General features: G+C 65.9%; 18 protein-coding genes. 11 read left to right on the top strand and 7 right to left on the bottom strand.

The annotated features are described in order from the left end of the window. Nucleotide 1: 1 nt before the first annotated feature. Entirely contained in the window at nt 2-814 is an 813-nt protein-coding gene (gene proC / locus GH660_RS14740; protein WP_153147448.1) for a pyrroline-5-carboxylate reductase, read from the bottom strand. Then, entirely contained in the window at nt 811-1500 is a 690-nt protein-coding gene (locus tag GH660_RS14735) for a YggS family pyridoxal phosphate-dependent enzyme (protein WP_153147447.1), read from the bottom strand. Before GH660_RS14735 ends, proC begins: the two co-directional genes overlap by 4 nt. Nucleotides 1501-1555: 55 nt before the next feature. On the opposite strand from GH660_RS14735, the gene GH660_RS14730 reads away from it, so the two are divergent. The 4 genes from GH660_RS14730 to GH660_RS14715 all read left to right on the top strand — a co-directional run bounded on the left by GH660_RS14730 (nt 1556) and on the right by GH660_RS14715 (nt 6345). Further along, on the top strand, nt 1556-2599 hold the full coding sequence (locus tag GH660_RS14730; RefSeq protein WP_153147446.1) for a type IV pilus twitching motility protein PilT: 1044 nt from the start codon (nt 1556-1558) through the stop codon (nt 2597-2599). Nucleotides 2600-2630: 31 nt separating this feature from the next. Then, a complete protein-coding gene (locus GH660_RS14725) occupies nt 2631-3767 on the top strand; it encodes a PilT/PilU family type 4a pilus ATPase (protein ID WP_153147445.1) in 1137 nt (378 codons plus the stop codon). Nucleotides 3768-3866: 99 nt separating this feature from the next. Then, nucleotides 3867-5858, top strand: a complete 1992-nt coding sequence (locus tag GH660_RS14720; protein ID WP_153147536.1) for a UvrD-helicase domain-containing protein — start codon at nt 3867-3869, stop codon at nt 5856-5858. Between the two features lie 139 nt (nt 5859-5997). After that, complete coding sequence (locus GH660_RS14715) at nt 5998-6345, top strand: hypothetical protein (protein WP_153147444.1); 348 nt, start codon at nt 5998-6000, stop codon at nt 6343-6345. Between the two features lie 122 nt (nt 6346-6467). Here the strand turns inward: GH660_RS14715 and GH660_RS14710 are convergent, their stop codons facing one another. Beyond that, a complete protein-coding gene (locus GH660_RS14710) occupies nt 6468-6914 on the bottom strand; it encodes a cytochrome c5 family protein (protein ID WP_153147443.1) in 447 nt (148 codons plus the stop codon). Between the two features lie 330 nt (nt 6915-7244). On the opposite strand from GH660_RS14710, the gene GH660_RS14705 reads away from it, so the two are divergent. The 5 genes from GH660_RS14705 to GH660_RS14685 all read left to right on the top strand — a co-directional run bounded on the left by GH660_RS14705 (nt 7245) and on the right by GH660_RS14685 (nt 11456). Then, entirely contained in the window at nt 7245-7721 is a 477-nt protein-coding gene (locus GH660_RS14705) for a 4Fe-4S dicluster domain-containing protein (RefSeq protein WP_153147442.1), read from the top strand. Nucleotides 7722-7733: 12 nt separating this feature from the next. Further along, a complete protein-coding gene (locus tag GH660_RS14700; RefSeq protein ID WP_153147441.1) occupies nt 7734-9581 on the top strand; it encodes an aldehyde ferredoxin oxidoreductase family protein in 1848 nt (615 codons plus the stop codon). A 73-nt stretch (nt 9582-9654) separates the two neighbouring features. Beyond that, complete coding sequence (locus GH660_RS14695; protein WP_153147440.1) at nt 9655-10902, top strand: NAD(P)/FAD-dependent oxidoreductase; 1248 nt, start codon at nt 9655-9657, stop codon at nt 10900-10902. 4 nt (nt 10903-10906) lie between these two features. Then, a complete protein-coding gene (locus tag GH660_RS14690; RefSeq protein WP_153147439.1) occupies nt 10907-11158 on the top strand; it encodes a MoaD/ThiS family protein in 252 nt (83 codons plus the stop codon). A gap of 37 nt (nt 11159-11195) precedes the next feature. Further along, nucleotides 11196-11456 carry a hypothetical protein gene (locus tag GH660_RS14685; RefSeq protein ID WP_153147438.1) on the top strand — a complete coding sequence of 87 codons (261 nt, stop codon included), beginning with the start codon at nt 11196-11198 and terminating at the stop codon, nt 11454-11456. On the opposite strand, the gene GH660_RS14680 is transcribed toward GH660_RS14685, so the two are convergent. Continuing rightward, nucleotides 11453-11635: a hypothetical protein gene (locus GH660_RS14680; protein ID WP_153147437.1), complete on the bottom strand. Its 183-nt coding sequence runs from the start codon at nt 11633-11635 to the stop codon at nt 11453-11455. The two genes, GH660_RS14685 and GH660_RS14680, sit on opposite strands and share 4 nt — an antisense overlap. Before the next feature lie 150 nt (nt 11636-11785). Here GH660_RS14680 and mobB point away from each other — a divergent pair, with 150 nt between their 5' ends. Then, nucleotides 11786-12280, top strand: coding sequence for a molybdopterin-guanine dinucleotide biosynthesis protein B (gene mobB / locus GH660_RS14675; protein ID WP_153147436.1), 495 nt, complete (start codon nt 11786-11788; stop codon nt 12278-12280). Here mobB and GH660_RS14670 read toward each other — a convergent pair. After that, nucleotides 12277-15201: an HD domain-containing phosphohydrolase gene (locus tag GH660_RS14670; RefSeq protein ID WP_153147435.1), complete on the bottom strand. Its 2925-nt coding sequence runs from the start codon at nt 15199-15201 to the stop codon at nt 12277-12279. The two genes, mobB and GH660_RS14670, sit on opposite strands and share 4 nt — an antisense overlap. An 89-nt stretch (nt 15202-15290) precedes the next feature. On the opposite strand from GH660_RS14670, the gene GH660_RS14665 reads away from it, so the two are divergent. Next, nucleotides 15291-15716 carry a VOC family protein gene (locus GH660_RS14665; protein WP_153147434.1) on the top strand — a complete coding sequence of 142 codons (426 nt, stop codon included), beginning with the start codon at nt 15291-15293 and terminating at the stop codon, nt 15714-15716. 9 nt (nt 15717-15725) lie between these two features. Here GH660_RS14665 and mobA read toward each other — a convergent pair whose 3' ends face one another. Both mobA and GH660_RS14655 read right to left on the bottom strand, forming a co-directional pair. Then, a complete protein-coding gene (gene mobA, locus GH660_RS14660) occupies nt 15726-16319 on the bottom strand; it encodes a molybdenum cofactor guanylyltransferase MobA (RefSeq protein ID WP_153147433.1) in 594 nt (197 codons plus the stop codon). After that, nucleotides 16316-17119, bottom strand: coding sequence for a formate dehydrogenase accessory sulfurtransferase FdhD (locus GH660_RS14655; protein WP_153147432.1), 804 nt, complete (start codon nt 17117-17119; stop codon nt 16316-16318). The genes mobA and GH660_RS14655 overlap by 4 nt, the downstream gene beginning before the upstream one ends. Nucleotides 17120-17130 lie beyond the last annotated feature (11 nt).

Raw genomic sequence — 17130 nt, 5'->3', positions numbered from 1 at the left:
GTCAGCCGGCGCCGAGCAGCTTGCCGAGTTCGCGGCCGCGCGCCTCGGCGGCCATGACGCCGGCGACGATACCCTCCTTGACGCCCTTCTCGGCCATCGTGCGCAGCGCCGCTTCGGTGGTGCCGCCCTTCGAGGTGACCCGCTCGCGCAGCACGGCGGCTGGTTCCGGTGACTGGGCGGCCAGCGCGGCGGCGCCCTGCACGGTCTCGATGGCCAGCTGGCGGCCTTGCTCGGGCGTGAAGCCGAGATCGCCGGCGGCCTGCTGCAGGGCTTCGATGAACAGGAAGACGTAGGCCGGGCCGCTGCCGGAGAGGGCAGTGACGCCATCCATCTTGCCTTCGTCGGCGACCCAGACGGTGCTGCCGACGGCGCTCAGCACGCGCTCGGCGGCGGCGCGTTCGGCGGCGCCGACTTCCGGCAACGGGCAGAGGCCGGTGATGCCGGCGCCGATCAGGGCCGGCGTGTTGGGCATGCAGCGGACGATCTTGCGATGGCCGCCGAGGAAGCGGGCTAGCGTGGCGAGGTCGAGGCCGGCGGCGATGCTGACGACGAGCGCATCGCCCAGCTTGCCGACGAGCGGCGCGACCGCCTCCTTCATCTGCTGCGGCTTGACCGCCAGGACCAGCAGGTCGCCGGCATCGGCCAGCATTTCCGCCGTTTCCAGGCAGTCGACCGCATACGTCGCAGCCAGTTTGTCGCGCGCGGCGCTGCCGGGGTCGATGACGGTGATGTCGGCAGCGGCGAAGCCCTGCTTGAGCATGCCGCCGATCAGCGCGTTGGCCATGTTGCCGCCGCCAAGGAAGGTAATTTTCATGCGTGGTTTCTCTCACCAAAAATGGCCGTGCCGATGCGGACGATGGTCGCGCCCTCGGCGACGGCAGCTTCAAGATCGTGGGACATGCCCATGGACAGGGTGTCGAGCGGCAGGCCGCCTGCCCGGACAGTTTCGTAGATTTCCCGCAGCCGGCGGAAGGGCGCGCGCTGAGCCGCAAGGTCGTCGGCCGGTTCGGGGATCGCCATCAGCCCGCGCAGGCGCAGGTGCGGCAGGTCGGCGACGGCGCGACACAGGGCCAGGGTTTCGTCAGGGGCGCAGCCGCTCTTGCTCGCCTCGCCGGAGACATTGACCTGGACGCAAACCTGCAACGGCGGCAGGTCGGCAGGCCGTTGCGCCGACAGGCGCTCGGCGACCTTCAGCCGCTCGAGCGAATGTACCCAGGCGAAATGCTCGGCCACCGGCCGCGTCTTGTTGCTCTGCAAGGGGCCGATGAAATGCCAAGCCAGTGCGCGGGCGAACGTCGCCCGCGCCTTGTCGACGCCTTCATGCACGTAGTTCTCGCCAAACGCCCGTTGTCCGGCGTCGGCGGCGGCGAGCACGCAGGACACCGGCCACGTCTTGCTGACGGCCAGCAGTTCGACCTCCGTGGGCGAACGGCCGGCGTCGGCTGCGGCCTTGGCGATACGGGCCCTGACGGCTTGCAGGTTGGAGGCGATTGCGCTCATAATTGTTTGGAATTCTTTGTATTTCCAGTATACACGCGCCCTAAGGACGATCCGCATGGACATCACCGAACTGCTGGCCTTTGGAGTCAAGAACAAGGCCTCCGACCTCCATCTCTCCGCGGGCCTGCCGCCGATGATCCGCGTCCATGGCGACGTGCGGCGCATCAACCTGCCGCCGATGGAGCACAAGGACGTGCACGGCATGGTGTACGACATCATGAGCGACACCCAGCGCAAGATCTACGAAGAAACGCTGGAGTGCGACTTCTCGTTCGAGATTCCCAATCTGGCGCGTTTCCGGGTCAACGCCTTCAACCAGAACCGCGGCGCCGGCGCCGTATTCCGGACCATTCCGTCGAAGATCCTGACCCTGGAAGACCTCAACTGCCCGAAGATTTTCAAGGACATCTCGGAGTACCCGCGCGGCATCGTGCTGGTGACCGGGCCGACCGGTTCCGGCAAGTCGACGACGCTGGCGGCGATGATCAACCACGTCAACGAGAACGACTACGCCCACATCCTGACGGTCGAGGATCCGATCGAATTCGTGCATGAGGCCAAGAAGTGCCTGATCAACCAGCGCGAGGTCGGGCCGCATACCCTGTCCTTCGCCAATGCGCTGCGTTCGGCGCTGCGCGAGGACCCGGACGTCATCCTGGTCGGCGAAATGCGCGACCTGGAAACCATTCGCCTGGCGCTGACCGCCGCCGAGACCGGCCACCTGGTGTTCGCCACGCTGCACACCTCGTCGGCAGCCAAGACCATCGACCGTATCGTCGACGTCTTCCCGGCGGCGGAAAAGGAAATGGTCCGCTCGATGCTGTCCGAATCGCTGCGCGCCGTCATCTCGCAGACCCTGCTCAAGACCAAGGACGGCATGGGCCGCGTTGCCGCGCACGAGATCATGATCGGCACCCCGGCCATCCGCAACCTGATCCGCGAGAACAAGGTGGCGCAGATGTACTCGGCGATCCAGACCGGCCAGAATTTCGGCATGCAGACGCTCGACCAGAACCTGCTCGAGCTGGTGCGGCGCAACGTCGTCTCCAATGCCGAGGCGCGCGCCCGGGCCACCAACAAGGACAACTTCCCCGGCTGAGCCGGCGGAACATCAGGGAGAGAGGACAGCTATGGAACGCGATCAGGCAATGAAATTCATGCACGACCTCCTGCGCCTGATGGTGCAGAAGAAGGGGTCGGACCTTTTCATCACCGCCAACTTCCCGCCGGCGATCAAGGTCGATGGCAAGATCATGCCGGTTTCCAACCAGATCCTGACGCCGCAGCACACGGCCGAACTCGCGCGCTCGATCATGAACGACCGCCAGTCGGCCGAGTTCGAAGCGACCAAGGAGTGCAACTTCGCCATCTCGCCGGCCGGCATCGGCCGCTTCCGGACCAATGCCTTCATCCAGCAGGGGCGCGTCGGCGTCGTCTGCCGGACCATCAACCAGACCATCCCGACCATTGACGAGCTGAGTCTGCCGCCGGTACTCAAGGATGTCGCGATGACCAAGCGCGGTCTCGTCATCTTCGTCGGCGGCACCGGTACCGGCAAGACGACCTCGCTGGCGGCGCTGGTCGATTACCGCAACGAGAACACCTACGGCCACATCATCACCATCGAGGACCCGATCGAATTTGTCCACGAGCACAAGAACTGCATCGTCACCCAGCGCGAAGTCGGCGTCGATACCGACGACTGGAAGCCGGCGCTGAAGAACACCCTGCGCCAGGCGCCCGACGTCATCCTGATGGGCGAAATCCGCGACCGCGACACCATGGACTACGCCATCGCCTTCGCCGAGACCGGCCACCTGTGCCTGGCCACGCTGCACGCCAACAGTTCCAACCAGGCCATCGACCGTATCATCAACTTCTTCCCGGAAGAACGTCGCCACCAGTTGCTGATGGACCTCTCGCTCAACCTGCGCGGCATGATCTCGCAGCGCCTGATCCCCAAGAAGGACGGCAAGGGCCGCCTGGCGGCCATCGAGGTGATGCTCAACTCGCCCTACATCGCCGACCTGATCTTCAAGGGCGAGGTCGGCGAGATCAAGGAAGCGATGAAGAAGTCGCGCGAACTTGGCATGCAGACCTTCGACCAGGCGCTGTTCGATCTTTACGACGAAGGCAAGATCAGCTACGAGGACGCCTTGCGCAACGCCGATTCGCTCAACGACCTGCGCCTGCAGATCAAGCTGCACGGCAAGGACTCCAAGGACCGCGATCTGACCTCCGGCATCGGCCACCTCGACATCGTCTGAGCGGCGGGCCCCGGCACGGACATCCGGGACGCCCTGAGTTAAAATCGCGCTCTCCAGCCATCGCGCCCCGGCCACCCGGGGCGCTTGTCTTTGCTACCCATGTCCGGCCTCAATCCCCAGCAGCGCGAAGCGATCCACTACCTCGACGGCCCCCTGCTGGTGCTCGCCGGTGCCGGTTCGGGCAAGACGCGGGTGATCACGCAGAAGATCGCCTACCTGGTCCAGGACTGCGGCTTCCAGCCGCGCAACGTGGCCGCCATCACCTTCACCAACAAGGCCGCGAAGGAGATGCAGGAACGGATCGGCAAGCTCCTGTCGCGGTCGACCGCCGAAGAACTGCAGATTTCGACCTTCCATTCGCTCGGTGTCCGTATCCTGCGCGAAGAGGCCAAGGCGCTCGGCTACAAGCCGCGCTTTTCCATTTTCGACGCAGCCGATTGCGCCGGGATCATCGGTGATATCGCCAGAACCGTCGACAAGGCGACGCTGCGCCGCCTGCAGGCCATCATCTCCAACTGGAAGAACGCCCTGGTGACACCGGAAGCGGCGCGCCAGCTCGCCGGCAACGAGCACGAAGCGCTGGCGGCGCACGCCTACCTGTCCTACGAGGCGACGCTGAAAGCCTATCAGGCGATGGATTTCGACGACCTGATCGGCCTGCCGGTGACCCTCTTCCAGCAGCATCCGACGATCGCCGAGAAATGGCAGAACCGCCTGCGCTACCTGCTGGTCGACGAATATCAGGACACCAATGCCTGCCAGTACCAGCTGCTCAAGCTGCTGACCGGCGTTCGCGCCCAGTTCACGGCGGTCGGCGACGACGACCAGGCGATCTACGGCTGGCGTGGCGCCGACATCGACAACCTGAAGAAGCTGCCGGCCGAATTCCCTTCACTCAAGGTCATCAAACTGGAGCAGAACTACCGGTCGACCGTCAGAATCCTCAAGGCGGCCAACAACGTCATCGCCCATAACGAAAAGCTGTTCGACAAGAAACTGTGGTCGGAACTCGGCCACGGCGACCCGATCACGGTCACCGCCTGTCGCGACAACGAGGCCGAGGCCGAGGGCGTGGTCATGAAGCTGCAGGCGCATCGCTTCGAACAGCGCGGTCGCTTCAAGGACTACGCCATCCTCTTCCGCTCCAACCACCAGGCGCGGCTGCTCGAAACCCAGCTGCGCAACCAGAAGATTCCCTACCTCCTGTCCGGCGGCCAGTCCTTTTTCGACAAGGCGGAAATCAAGGACATCACCGCCTACCTGCGCCTGCTGGCCAACGAGGACGACGACCCGGCCTTCATCCGTGCCGCGACGACGCCCAAGCGCGGCATCGGCGCCGCCACGTTGCAGATGCTCGGCCAGTACGCCGGCGAGCGCCACGTCTCGCTGTTCCACGCGCTGTTCGAGGAGGGCTTCGCCCGCCGCGTGCAGCCCCGCCAGCTCGAACCACTGCTCGAATTCGGCCAGTTCATCAACCGCATCCAGCAGCGCGCCGGCCGCGAGCCGGCACAGCAGGTGCTGCCCGACCTGCTGAAGGCCATCGACTACGAAGCCTTCCTCTACGACCAGGAGGAAGAGCGCACGGCGCAGACGCGCTGGGCCAACGTCAGCGAATTCGCCGACTGGTTGAACCGGAAGGGCGAGGAGGACGGCAAGACGCTGATCGACCTGACCCAGAGCATCGCCCTGATCAACATGCTCGACAAGCAGAACAGCGAGGATGTCGATGCCGTGCAGCTGTCGACGCTGCATGCCGCCAAGGGGCTGGAATACCGGCACGTCTTCCTGGTCGGCATCGAGGAAGGCATCCTGCCGCACCGCGAGTCGCTCGAACCGGCGAAGCTCGAGGAGGAACGGCGGCTGATGTACGTCGGCATCACCCGTGCCCAGCGCTCGCTGCATCTCAGCTATTGCGAGCGGCGCAAGCAGGCGCGCGAGTTCATTCCCAGCGAGCCGTCGCGCTTCATCGCCGAGATGGGCAAGGACGACATCCGCTTCTCCGGCGGCAAGCTGGCCGCCGAGCCGGACAAGGCGACCGGCAGCGCCCGGCTCGACGCGCTGAAGGCCATGCTGGCCGGCAACAAGCGCTAACCGCTCGGTCACGTCGCGTTACAGCGGGTTACCTTCCTTATGACATCCGGGCCGTAACCGCCCGCGTTATTCGGCACAAGGCAGCGCGATTTCGCAAAGCCGGATGATGTTCCGAATAAACCACGTAAGGAGAATCAACATGACCAAGCAACTTATCGCCATCGCCATCGCCGCCGCTTTCGGTGTCGCCCACGCTGCCGACGTCAAGCCGGCCGCCGAAGTCAAACCTGCCGCTGCGCCGACCGCCGCCGTCGTCAAGGCCGAAGCGCCCAAGGCCGAGGTGAAGGCGCCGGAAGCCAAGCCGGCAGTCGCTGCCCCGGAAGCCAAGAGTGAAGCCAAGGCGACCGAGCACAAAACCGAAAAGCATGCCAAGGCGGTGAAGAAGACCGAGCCGAAGGCGCCCGAAGCGGCCAAGGCCGAAGCGCCGAAAACCGAGCCGGCCAAGGCGGCCGAACCGGTGAAGGCAGCCGAACCGGCGAAGAAGTAATTACCTTGCTGCAACCGGGGCCGGCCCTCCAAAAGCCGGTCCGGGCAGGCGCCCACGCGGCGCCTTTTTTGCGTCCACGAAAAAGGGAGGCCGTAGCCTCCCTCTCTCGGCTGTCGGATTGCTTACTTGACCTTGGTCAGGATGTAATCGACGGCACCCTTGATTTCGTCGTCGGACAGGTCGGCCGCGCCACCCTTCGGCGGCATCGCGCCCTTGCCGGCGATCGCGCTCTTGTAGAGGGCGTCCTTGCCCTGGCCGACGCGCGGCGCCCAGGCCGCCTTGTCGTCGACCTTCGGGGCGCCGGCGGCGCCGGTGTTGTGGCAGGCGCCGCAAACCGAGTTGAAAACGGTGGGGCCATCCTTCGGGCCGGCGGCAGCGGCCGGGGCGGCCTTGGCCAGTTCGAATTTGGCGACCGGCTGGATGCGGACATCCGCCGAATCATTGCTGCCGGCGGCGTCGGCCGCAGACGTGGATTGCTTGACGGTCAGCGGGTAAATAATGGCGATCAGGACGATGGCAACAATGATCGTTGCCCACATGATGCCCTTGGAGGAGTGTTGCTCGGCCATGCTGATTACCTCTATCCGCAAAAAATATAAGTGCGTAATTATAACGGCTTATGGGCAAACCGGAAGGCAGGGGCCGGCCAAAAAAAACCCCGCCAAAGGGCGGGGTTGGAAGTTCTCGAAAGGGGGGATTTCGAGAGGAGGGGTTCAATGCACAGACGCAGTGTATGCCCGTGCCACAGGTGCGTCTGTCGTGCTTTCGTAGCCTTGTGTAACAGAATGTTGCGTTGCGGCATGACAGCTTGCCGGCTTTGTTCCATGATGCAGAAACGTGCGGATTTACAAGCCACGAAACCCGTTTCAGCGACACACACGAACCATGGAGGAGACACCATGCAGAAGTCGCTTCACATCGATCCGGCCAAATGTACCGGATGCCTGCAGTGCGAGATGGCCTGCTCCTACGAGCACACCGGCACCATCAACCCGTCCAAGTCGCGCATCAAGGTCTTCGATTTCGAACACGAAGGCCGCAAGGTGCCCTATACCTGTACGCAATGCGCCGACGCCTGGTGCATGAACGCCTGCCCGGTCGACGCCATCGTCGTCGACGCGGCGACCGGCGCCAAGGTGGTCCGGGAAGCGACCTGCGTCGGTTGCAAGGTGTGCACCATCGCCTGTCCGTTCGGCACGGTCAATTACATGGCCGATGTCGGAAAGGTACAGAAATGCGACCTCTGTGGCGGCGATCCGGAGTGCGCCAAGGCCTGTCCGACGGCGGCGATCACCTATGTCGATGCCGACTGGACTGGCCTCGACCGTATGCGTGCCTGGGCCGCCAAGGCCAATACCGCCGCCGTTGCAGCGTAAGGAGGACAGATCATGGGATGGAACCGTAAAGTCCTGCGCGTGAACCTCACCGCCGGCACCTGCACGCCCGAGCCGCTGAACATGGCCTGGGCCAACGACTACTTGGGCTCGCGCGGCCTCGCCTCGAAATACCTGGTGTCGGAAATCGATCCCAAGGTCGATCCTTTGTCGCCGGACAACAAGATGATCATGGCTACCGGCCCGCTGACCGGCACCATGGCGTCGACCGGCGGCCGCTACACCGTGGTGACCAAGGGCGCGCTGACCAATGCCATCGCCTGCTCGAATTCCGGCGGCTTTTTCGGCGCCGAGATGAAGTTCGCCGGCTGGGACATGATCATTTTCGAGGGCAGGTCGCCGAAGCCGGTTTACCTCTATGTCGAGAACGACAAGGCCGAACTGCGCGACGCCGCCCACCTGTGGGGCAAGACCTGCTGGCAAACCGAGGAGACGATCAAGGCCTCGCACCAGGATCCGTTGATCCGCGTCTCGTCGATCGGCGGCGCCGGCGAGAACCAGGTGTTGTTCGCCTGCATCGTCAACGACCTGCACCGGGCTGCCGGGCGTTCCGGCGTCGGCGCCGTGATGGGCTCGAAGAACCTCAAGGCGGTCGCCATTCGCGGCACCAAAGGGGTGTCCGGGATCAAGGATTTCCCGGCCTTCCTCGCCGCAGCCAATGCCGGCAAGAAGGTGCTGGCCGACAACGCGGTGACCGGCCAGGGGCTGCCCAAGTACGGCACGCAGGTGCTGATGAACGTGATCAACGAGATGGGCGCCCTGCCAACGCGCAACCACCGCGACGTGCAGTTCGAGGAAGCCGGCAAGATTTCGGCGGAAGCCATGCACGAGAAGCGGCCGACCGACGGCAAGCCGCATCTGGTGACCAACGCCGCCTGTTTTGGCTGCACCATCGCCTGCGGACGCATCTCGAAGATCGACGAGACCCATTTCAGCGTCAAGAACAGTCCGCAATACTGGGGCGCTTCCGGCGGCCTCGAATATGAGGCGGCGTGGGCGCTTGGCGCGGCCAACGGGGTCGGCGACCTGGAGGCGCTGCAATACGCCAACCTGCTGTGCAACGAGCACGGCATGGACCCGATTTCCTTCGGGGCGACGGTCGGCGCGGCGATGGAGCTCTACGACCTCGGTATCCTGAGTCGGGAACAGATTGGCGTCGATGCGAAGTTCGGTTCGGCCGAGGCCTTGTGCCAGCTGGTCGAGATGACCGCCAAGGGCGAGGGTTTCGGCAAGGAGCTCGGCCTGGGCAGCGCCCGCCTGTGCGCCAAGTACGGCCGGCCGGAGCTGTCGATGAGCGTCAAGGGCCAGGAGTTCCCGGCCTACGACTCGCGCGGCATCCAGGGCATGGGGCTGGCCTATGCCACCTCCAACCGCGGCGCCTGCCACCTGCGTGGCTATACCGTTGCTTCCGAGGTGCTCGGCATCCCGGTCAAGACCGACCCGCTGGTCACTGATGGCAAGCCGGAGTTGGTCAAGGCCTTCCAGGATGCGACCGGCGTTTTCGATTCGGCCGGCATCTGCATCTTCACCAGCTTTGCGTGGACGCTGGCCGATGTGCAGCCGCAACTCCAGGCCGCCTGCGAGGGTGATTGGTCGATGGACAAGCTGAACGCCGTCGGCGAGCGTATCTGGAACATGGAGCGCCAGTTCAACCTGGCCGCCGGCCTGAGCGCCAAGGACGACGACCTGCCGCCGCGCCTGAAGACCGAACCGGCGAAGAGCGGGCCGGCCAAGGGCCTGGTCAACGGCCTCGACAAGATGAAGCCCGAGTACTACAAGGTGCGCGGCTGGACGCCCGACGGCGTACCGGAGAAGGCGACGCTCGAACGGCTCGGCCTGTAGGCGTTTCGCGTCCACGGACGGGGTGGCGCCGGCGCCGCCCCGTTTCCCTTTGCGCTCGAAGAAGAGGCAAGCCATGAAACACATCATTCTCGGCAACGGCCCGGCCGGCGTCGTCGCCGCCGAAACCCTGCGCCGCGCTGCGCCCGGCGACGACATCCTGCTGGTCGGCAACGAAGGGGCGCCACCCTACTCGCGGATGGCGATTCCCTACCTGCTGGAAGGCAACATCGACGAGTCCGGTACCTACCTGCGCAAGGCGGAAGGTCATTTCGATAGTTTGTGCATTCGCCAGCGGCGCGGCCGGGCGGTTGCGGTCAACGCCGAAAAACGCACAGTTTTGTTCGACGATGGCCATTTCGAGGATTACGACCGGCTGCTGATCGCCACCGGCTCGCACCCGGTGCGCCCGCCGATCCCCGGCATCGACCTGCCTGAAGTACAGACCTGCTGGACGCTCGACGACGCCCGTGGCATCGCCGCGCTGGCCAAACCCGGTTCGCGCGTGCTGCAGCTGGGGGCAGGCTTCATCGGCTGCATCATCATGGAGTCGCTGGTCAAGCGCGGCGTGCAGCTGACGGTGGTCGAGATGGGCGACCGAATGGTGCCGCGCATGATGACGCCGGAAGCCGGCACCATGATCAAGCGCTGGGTCGAGAAACAGGGCGTGCGCGTGGTGACGAAGGCGGGTGTCGAACGCATCGAAAATGGCGAAAAATCGCCGTTGACCGTGACCCTGTCGACCGGCGAGCAACTTGATTGTGACCTGCTGATCGTCGCCGCCGGCGTCGCGCCCAACGTCGCCTTCCTCGAAGGGACGGCGGTGCATGTCGCCAAGGGCATTCTGGTCGATGACACGATGCAGACCTCGGTGCCCGGCATCTACGCCGCGGGCGACGTTGCCGAGGCGCCCGACCTGTTCTCTGGGCGCCACCTGGTGGCGGCGATCCAGCCCAACGCCGCCGACCAGGCGCGCGTCGCGGCGCTCAACATGGCCGGCCAGCCGGCCCGCATGAAGGGCGTGCTGGCGATCAACGTGCTCGATTCGATGGGCATGATCTCGTCGTCCTTCGGCGAATGGCAGGGGGTGCCCGGCGGCGACGGTGTCGAGCTGGCCGACGAGGCCAACGGCCGCTACCTCAGCCTGCAGTTCGACGGTGACGTGCTGGTCGGCGCGACGGCGATCGGCCTGACCCAGCACGTCGGCGTCCTGCGCGGCCTGATCCAGGGGCGGACGCGGCTCGGGGCGTGGAAGGCAAAGCTGCTGGAAACGCCGACCCGCTTCGTCGAGGCCTACCTGGCCAGCCAGCAGGTGGTCCGCTAGCGCCGTGCGGGTGACCGTCAAGCTCTACGCCACGCTGGGCGACTACCTGCCGCCCGGTAGCAAGGGCAACAAGGTGGAAATCGAAGCGGCCGAGGCTGCTGCGGTCGACACCGTTCTGCGGCCGTTTTCGCTGCCGCCGAAACTGACCCATCTGGTTCTCGTGAACGGCGTCTTCATCCCGCCCGAGGCGCGGGCCGCAACCTGCCTCAAGGACGGCGACACGCTGGCGGTGTGGCCGCCGATCGCCGGTGGCTGAAGGGCCGTTTCCGTGGAGTGCCAGCCGCGTGCGGCAGATGAACGCGACCCCGGAGGAATTCCGGCGGGCGCTGGTCCAGGCCTTCGGGCCGGCGGTCAGCGCTAGCGCCGACGGCCTGTTGTTGACGACGGCGGGCGTGCAGCTGCACTTCGCGCTGACACGCGAAGCGGCGCACCGGATTGGTGCACTGCAACTCTCGATGCTGCGGGTCGAAGTGAGCGTCCGGCAAGGCGCCGGGGAGGCGGCAACGGAGCTGCTGGCACGGGTCGACCGGGCGACCCAGCGCGGCGGGGGTTAGTCCTCGATGCGGCAGATCTCGACCGCCGTCAGCGGCACCTGATAGTCCGCTGCCAGCTGGGTTTTCGCCAGATTTTCGACGGCCTGGCCGTCGTTCACGACGAAATGGCGGGCGCCGGTGTAATCCTGCGGAATGCCGGCGCGATCCTGCGTGATGCGGTAGTGAATCTTGACCTTCATTGCTGTTTCCTTTTATGACTTCTTTTTTGTCCTGCCAAGCAAGTATAGTCAATATTTGCTGCACTGCAATATCGGATTTCACTTAGGCGACCCGGCGACTGATGCATAATCCGCCTCCTTTCAGTGGCAGGCGCCGGCGGCGGAGGAGCAATGAAATACATCGGATTCGCCGGCTGGTCCGGCAGCGGCAAGACGACGCTGGTCGAGCAGGTCATCGCCCTGCTTGAAGCGCGCGGTCTGGAGGTGTCGCTGATCAAGCATGCCCATCACGAATTCGACATCGACCACCAGGGCAAGGATTCGCTCCGCCACCGCGATGCCGGCTGCCGCGAGGTGCTGGTGACCTCGGCCAACCGCTGGGCGGTCATGCACGAACTGCGCGGCCGCCCGGAACTGACGCTGGACGAGGCGCTGAGCCAGTTGTCGCCGTGCGACCTGGTGCTGGTCGAAGGCTTCAAGCATGCGCCGATCCCCAAGATCGAAATCTATCGTCCGGCGCTCGGCAAGCCGGCGCTCTACCCCGACGATCCGCATGTGATCGCGGTCGCCTGCGACGTGCAGCTGGACACTGCGCTGCCGCAACTCGACCTGAACCATCCGGCCGCCATCGCCGATTTCATGCTCGCGCGGCTGTCGCTGATTTAAGCGGCCTTGCCGTCCAGGTAGGCGGCGACGTCGACCGCGTCGATCTGCTCCGGTTTCATGTACTGCTCGGCATACTCGCGATAGACCCCGGAACGCAGGAAGAGATCGAATAGCTCGGGGTCAATGTGGTGATCCTTCTTCATGAAGGACATGATCCGGATCGCCTCCGACAGCGTCTTGCCCTTCTTGTACGGGCGGTCGACCGCCGTCAGCGCCTCGAAGATGTCGGCGATCGCCATCATGCGCGCCACCGGACTCATCTGGTCGCGCGTCAGGCGCCGCGGATAGCCGGTGCCGTCCATCTTCTCGTGGTGGCCGGCGGCGATTTCCGGGACGTTGCGCAGGTGCTTGGGGAAGGGCAGCTGGGTAAGCATGATCAGGGTCTGCACGATGTGCTCGTTGATCTTGTAGCGCTCCTCTTCCGACAACGTGCCGCGCGCGACGCCCAGGTTGTAGAGCTCGCCCTTGTTGTAGAGCACTTCCGGCACCGGCATGCGGAATCCCCATTTGTTGTCGGACGGCATGCGGTCGCGCGCCTGGCGTTCGAAGACGTGCTCCGGCTTGTCGGCCAGTAGCGGCTCGGCGACCGGCAGTGCGGGCGCCGGCGTGCGCGCCTTGCGTTCCTGCTCCTCGTGCGAGATGCCGATGCGGTCGTCGAGCGTGCGCAGCCAGGTGCGCGCGGCGATCGCCCGCAGGCGTTCGAGCTTTTCGGGCGCCATGAATTCGCCGCCCTCGTTGCATTCGGCGATGAAGGCGAAGTCGTCGTCGAGCGCGGCGAGTTCCGCCGTCAGCCGGGCGCGCGCCGCCGCCTCCGGTTCGCCGGCGGCAATGGCCTGCAGGCAGGCGATTTCGGCATCGCGCTTGAGCACCTCGAAGCGCATGCGCACCTCGTGGATGCGGTCGTACAGGGTTTCAAGCTTGGTCGCCTTGTCGACCACGTACTCCGGGGTCGTCACCTTGCCGCAGTCGTGCAGCCAGGCGGCGACGTGCACCGCTTCCCATTCCTCCTCGCCGAGCTGGAAATCCTTGTACGGGCCGCCGGTCTCGGCGCAGGCGGCGCGCGCCAGCATCTTGGTCAGTTCCGGCACGCGGGCGCAATGGCCGCCGGTGTAGGGACTCTTGGCGTCGATGGCGCTGGCGATCAGCTGGATGAAGGCCTCGAACAGCAGTTTCTGCGCCTTGATCAGCTCCTTGCTTTCGAGCGAGACGGCGACGGAGCCCGAGAGTGCCTCGACGAAACTGAGGCGGGCCGGGTCGCTGTCGCTGCGGCAGAGCAGCAGCATGGCGCCGACCAGCTGGTCCTGGCGGTTGAGCAGTGGCACGGCGATGGCATGGCTGGCCGGGCAGGCGGCGAGCGCCGGCGCAAGGCCGAGGGCGCGCACGTCCTCGGGCGTGAGCGCCCCGGCGCGCGGGGCGCCGGCGGCGAGGGCGGCGGCGAGCAGCGGGCCGGCCGCCGGCGGCGCGACGGCCGGTGTTTCCGGGGGCGGCAGTTCGCGGCCGTCGACCTGCAGCGCGGTGGCCGGCAGCAGCTGGTCGTTGTCGGCGAGAAAGAGGATGCCGGCTTCGGCGCCGGCGGCCGGCAGCGTTTCGCCTAGCAGGCGCGGCAACAGGCGGTCGAAGTTGTGCTCGGCGGCGACTGCCATGTTGATGTCGAGGAAGCGGCGGATCGTCCGCTTCATGCTGTCCATGGTCACCGCCAGGTCGTTGACCTCGAGTACCAGCGAGTCGACCCGGATCGGCTGCGAGAACTCGAAGCGGCGGATCGCTTCCGCCTCGCCGGCCAGCTGGCGCATCGGTCCTGAAATCGCCCGCGCTAGCCACCAGGTGACCGGAATCGCCAGCAGGATGACCAGCACCGTGGCGATCAGCGAATGGCGCATCAATTCCTGGGCGGAAGCCATCAGTTCGGCGTCGGGAATGACCGTGATGAGGAACAGCGGGGCAGCGCCTTCGAGCCTGACCGGGCGCAGCGCGGCATGCCACTTGGCGCCGGCGACGGTGAGCGCGAGATCGCGGCCGTTGTTCTCGTCCACGGTCGGCAGCAGGGTTTCCAGTTGTCCGAGCACCGGGATGCCGAGTTCGCCCAGGCGGGCCAGCCCCGGCTTGCCGTCGGCACCGGCGGCAAGCTTGGCGGCCGCCGCGGGATCCTCGTAGGCGATGGTGTAGCCCTGCCGGTTGGCGAGCACGACATGGCTGCCCGGCGTCACCTTCTGTTTCGCCAGGCTGCGGTCGAGGGTTTCGAGCAGGATGTCGGCGCCGACCACGGCATCGGCGTTGCTGGCCCGGTTGGCGATGGTGGTGCCGACCTTCTGGCTGGTGAAGAACAGGTAGGGCGCCGTCTTGATCTGCCCGCGGGCCGCCTGCGCCGCCGCGTACCAGTCGCGGGTGCGCGGATCGTAGGCCATCGCATAGTCGGGCAGGTCGTCGCTGCGCAGCAGCTTCAGCGCGGCGTCGAAGAAGATGAAGCTGCCGCGCGGCGCATCGCTTCCGCGCTCGATGCTCTGCACCATGTAGGCCGCCTCGGGCGGGGCGTTGAAGGTCGTGCCCTCGGCCGGGTCGCGAAAGCGGCGGACCATGAAGAAATCGCCGTTGCCGTAGCCGACGTAGAGCGAGGTCAGGGCCGCCGAGTTGTTCAGCGCCTCGCGCATGAAGCCGAGATTCTTCAGGCGCTCGGCCAGCGATTTGGCCTGCGTGACGCCGTCGTAGCTGAGCAGGCGGGCCGCCATTTCGGCGGGGCCGATCAGGCTGGTGAACTCCTCGAGGGTTTCGCGGCTGATACGCGTGTTCAGTTCGCCGGCCGTCGCCTGGAGGATGGTCTGGCTGTTGCGGTAGCCGAGGCCGCCGATGATGCCGCCGACCAGCAGGATGAGAGCGACGAACAGCGTCGAGATATGAACGTGGAGCGGGAAGCGGCGTTTCATGGCGGATGACTCGGGGGCCGGGAGCGCCCATGTTACGCGCAACGCCGGCCGGTTTAAACTTCGCCATCGTGTTCGCGGGAGGTGCTGTCATGCGTCAGACCATCAGCTTCATCACCCTCGGCGTCGGCGACCTGGGCAGGAGCCGTGCCTTCTATGCGGCGCTCGGCTGGCGCGAGTCGTCGGGCAGCCAGCCGGAAATCGCCTTCTTCAAGGCAGGCAGCGTGGTCTTCGGACTCTTCGAGCGCGCCGCGCTGGCCGCCGATGCCAACGTGCCGCCCGCCGGCAGCGGTTTCCCCGGCTTCACGCTGGCCCATAACGTCGCTTCGCAAGAAGAGGTCGACCGCCTGCTGGGCGAGGCGGCGGCGCTCGGTGCGAGCGTCGTGCAGCCGGCCGGCAAGGTCGTCTGGGGCGGCTACCGCGGCTATTTCGCCGACCCCGACGGCTTTCTCTGGGAGGTCTGCTGGAACCCGTTCTTCCCGCTCGACGCCGCCGGGAACGTCTGCCTGCCGCCGTGAGCGGGAGGCCTATTCGCCCGGCGTCGCGTCGAAGCGCCCGAGTTCCTCGCGCGTGTTGATGTTTTCGAAGGCATCGGCCTCGTCGTCGAAGGCGACTTCGACGACTTTCAGCGTCGCGTACCAGCGGTCGATCTTGCGTCCGCCGCCGGCCAGGAACTCGGTCAGGTGGGGCAATACTTCGCGTTTGCACAGGCAGAAGACCGGGTGCGGCTGGTCGAAGGTGCGGGCGACAGCGAGGTCGGCCCCTGTTGCGGTCAACGCCTGAAACAGGCGGAAAACCAGATCGGCCGGCAGGAAGGGCGAATCGCAGGGGGCGGTGGCGACCAGCGGATGCGCCGCCGCCGACAGCGCGGCGTGCAGCCCGGCGAGCGGCCCGGCGAAATCGGGAATCTGGTCGGGCACGACGCGATGGCCGAAGGCGGCGTAACGCTCGCCGTTCTGGTTGGCGTTGATCAGCAGTTCGTCGACTTGCGGTGCCAGGCGTTCGATGACCCAATCCACCATCGGCCGCCCGCGCAGTTCCTGCAGGCCCTTGTCGATGCCGCCCATGCGGCGCCCCAGTCCGCCGGCCAGGATGACGCCGGTAATCTTGTTGTCGCTCATCGCGTGAAGCGCTCCTCGCCGGTGAATAACAGGTAATGCTTGCCCTGGGCACGGCCGATCATCGTCATGCCAAGTTTGCGGGCGATTTCCCAGCCCATCTGCGTCAGGCCCGAGCGCGAAACGAGGAAGGGGATGCCCATCTGCGCCGTCTTGATGACCATCTCCGAAGTCAGCCGGCCGGTGGTGTAGAAAAGCTTGTCGCCGCCCAGGAGGTCGTCCAGCCACATGCGGCCGGCGATCGCATCGACCGCGTTGTGGCGGCCGACGTCCTCGATGAACATCAAGATCTCGCTGCCCCGGGCCAGCGCGCAGCCGTGTACTGCACCGGCCTGCTTGTAGATCGACTCATGGTGGCGCACCGCATCGAGCAGCCCGTACAGCGTCGCTTCGGAAAGGCGGGCGCTGGCTGGCAGACGGATGTCGTCGATCTCGTCCATCAGGTCGCCGAACACCGTGCCCTGGCCGCAGCCGGTGGTGACCGTGCGTTTTTCGGTGCGGCATTCGGCGATGCCGTTGCCGTGCCGGGTGGTGACGGCGACGGCATTGACCTCCCAATCGACCTGCACGGCGGCGATCTCGTCGAGGCTGGCGATCAGGCGCTGGTTGCGCAGGTAGCCCAGGGTCAGCGCTTCCGGCGCGGCGCCCAGGGTCATCAGGGTGACGATTTCGCGCTTGTCGACGTAGATAGTCAGCGGATGCTCGCCGGCGATGGCGGTCGGCACGACCTCGCCGCGCTCGTTGACGGCATCGATTTCGAAAGTGAGCGGCCGGCTGGCCTGGCTGAGCAGTGGGCGATGCATCGGCGGGATTC

The organism is Dechloromonas sp. H13 (assembly GCF_009469615.1).
Taxonomy (GTDB): domain Bacteria; phylum Pseudomonadota; class Gammaproteobacteria; order Burkholderiales; family Rhodocyclaceae; genus Azonexus.
Note: the sequence above shows the minus strand (reverse complement) of the source record. Positions and strands in the feature narration are given on the sequence as shown.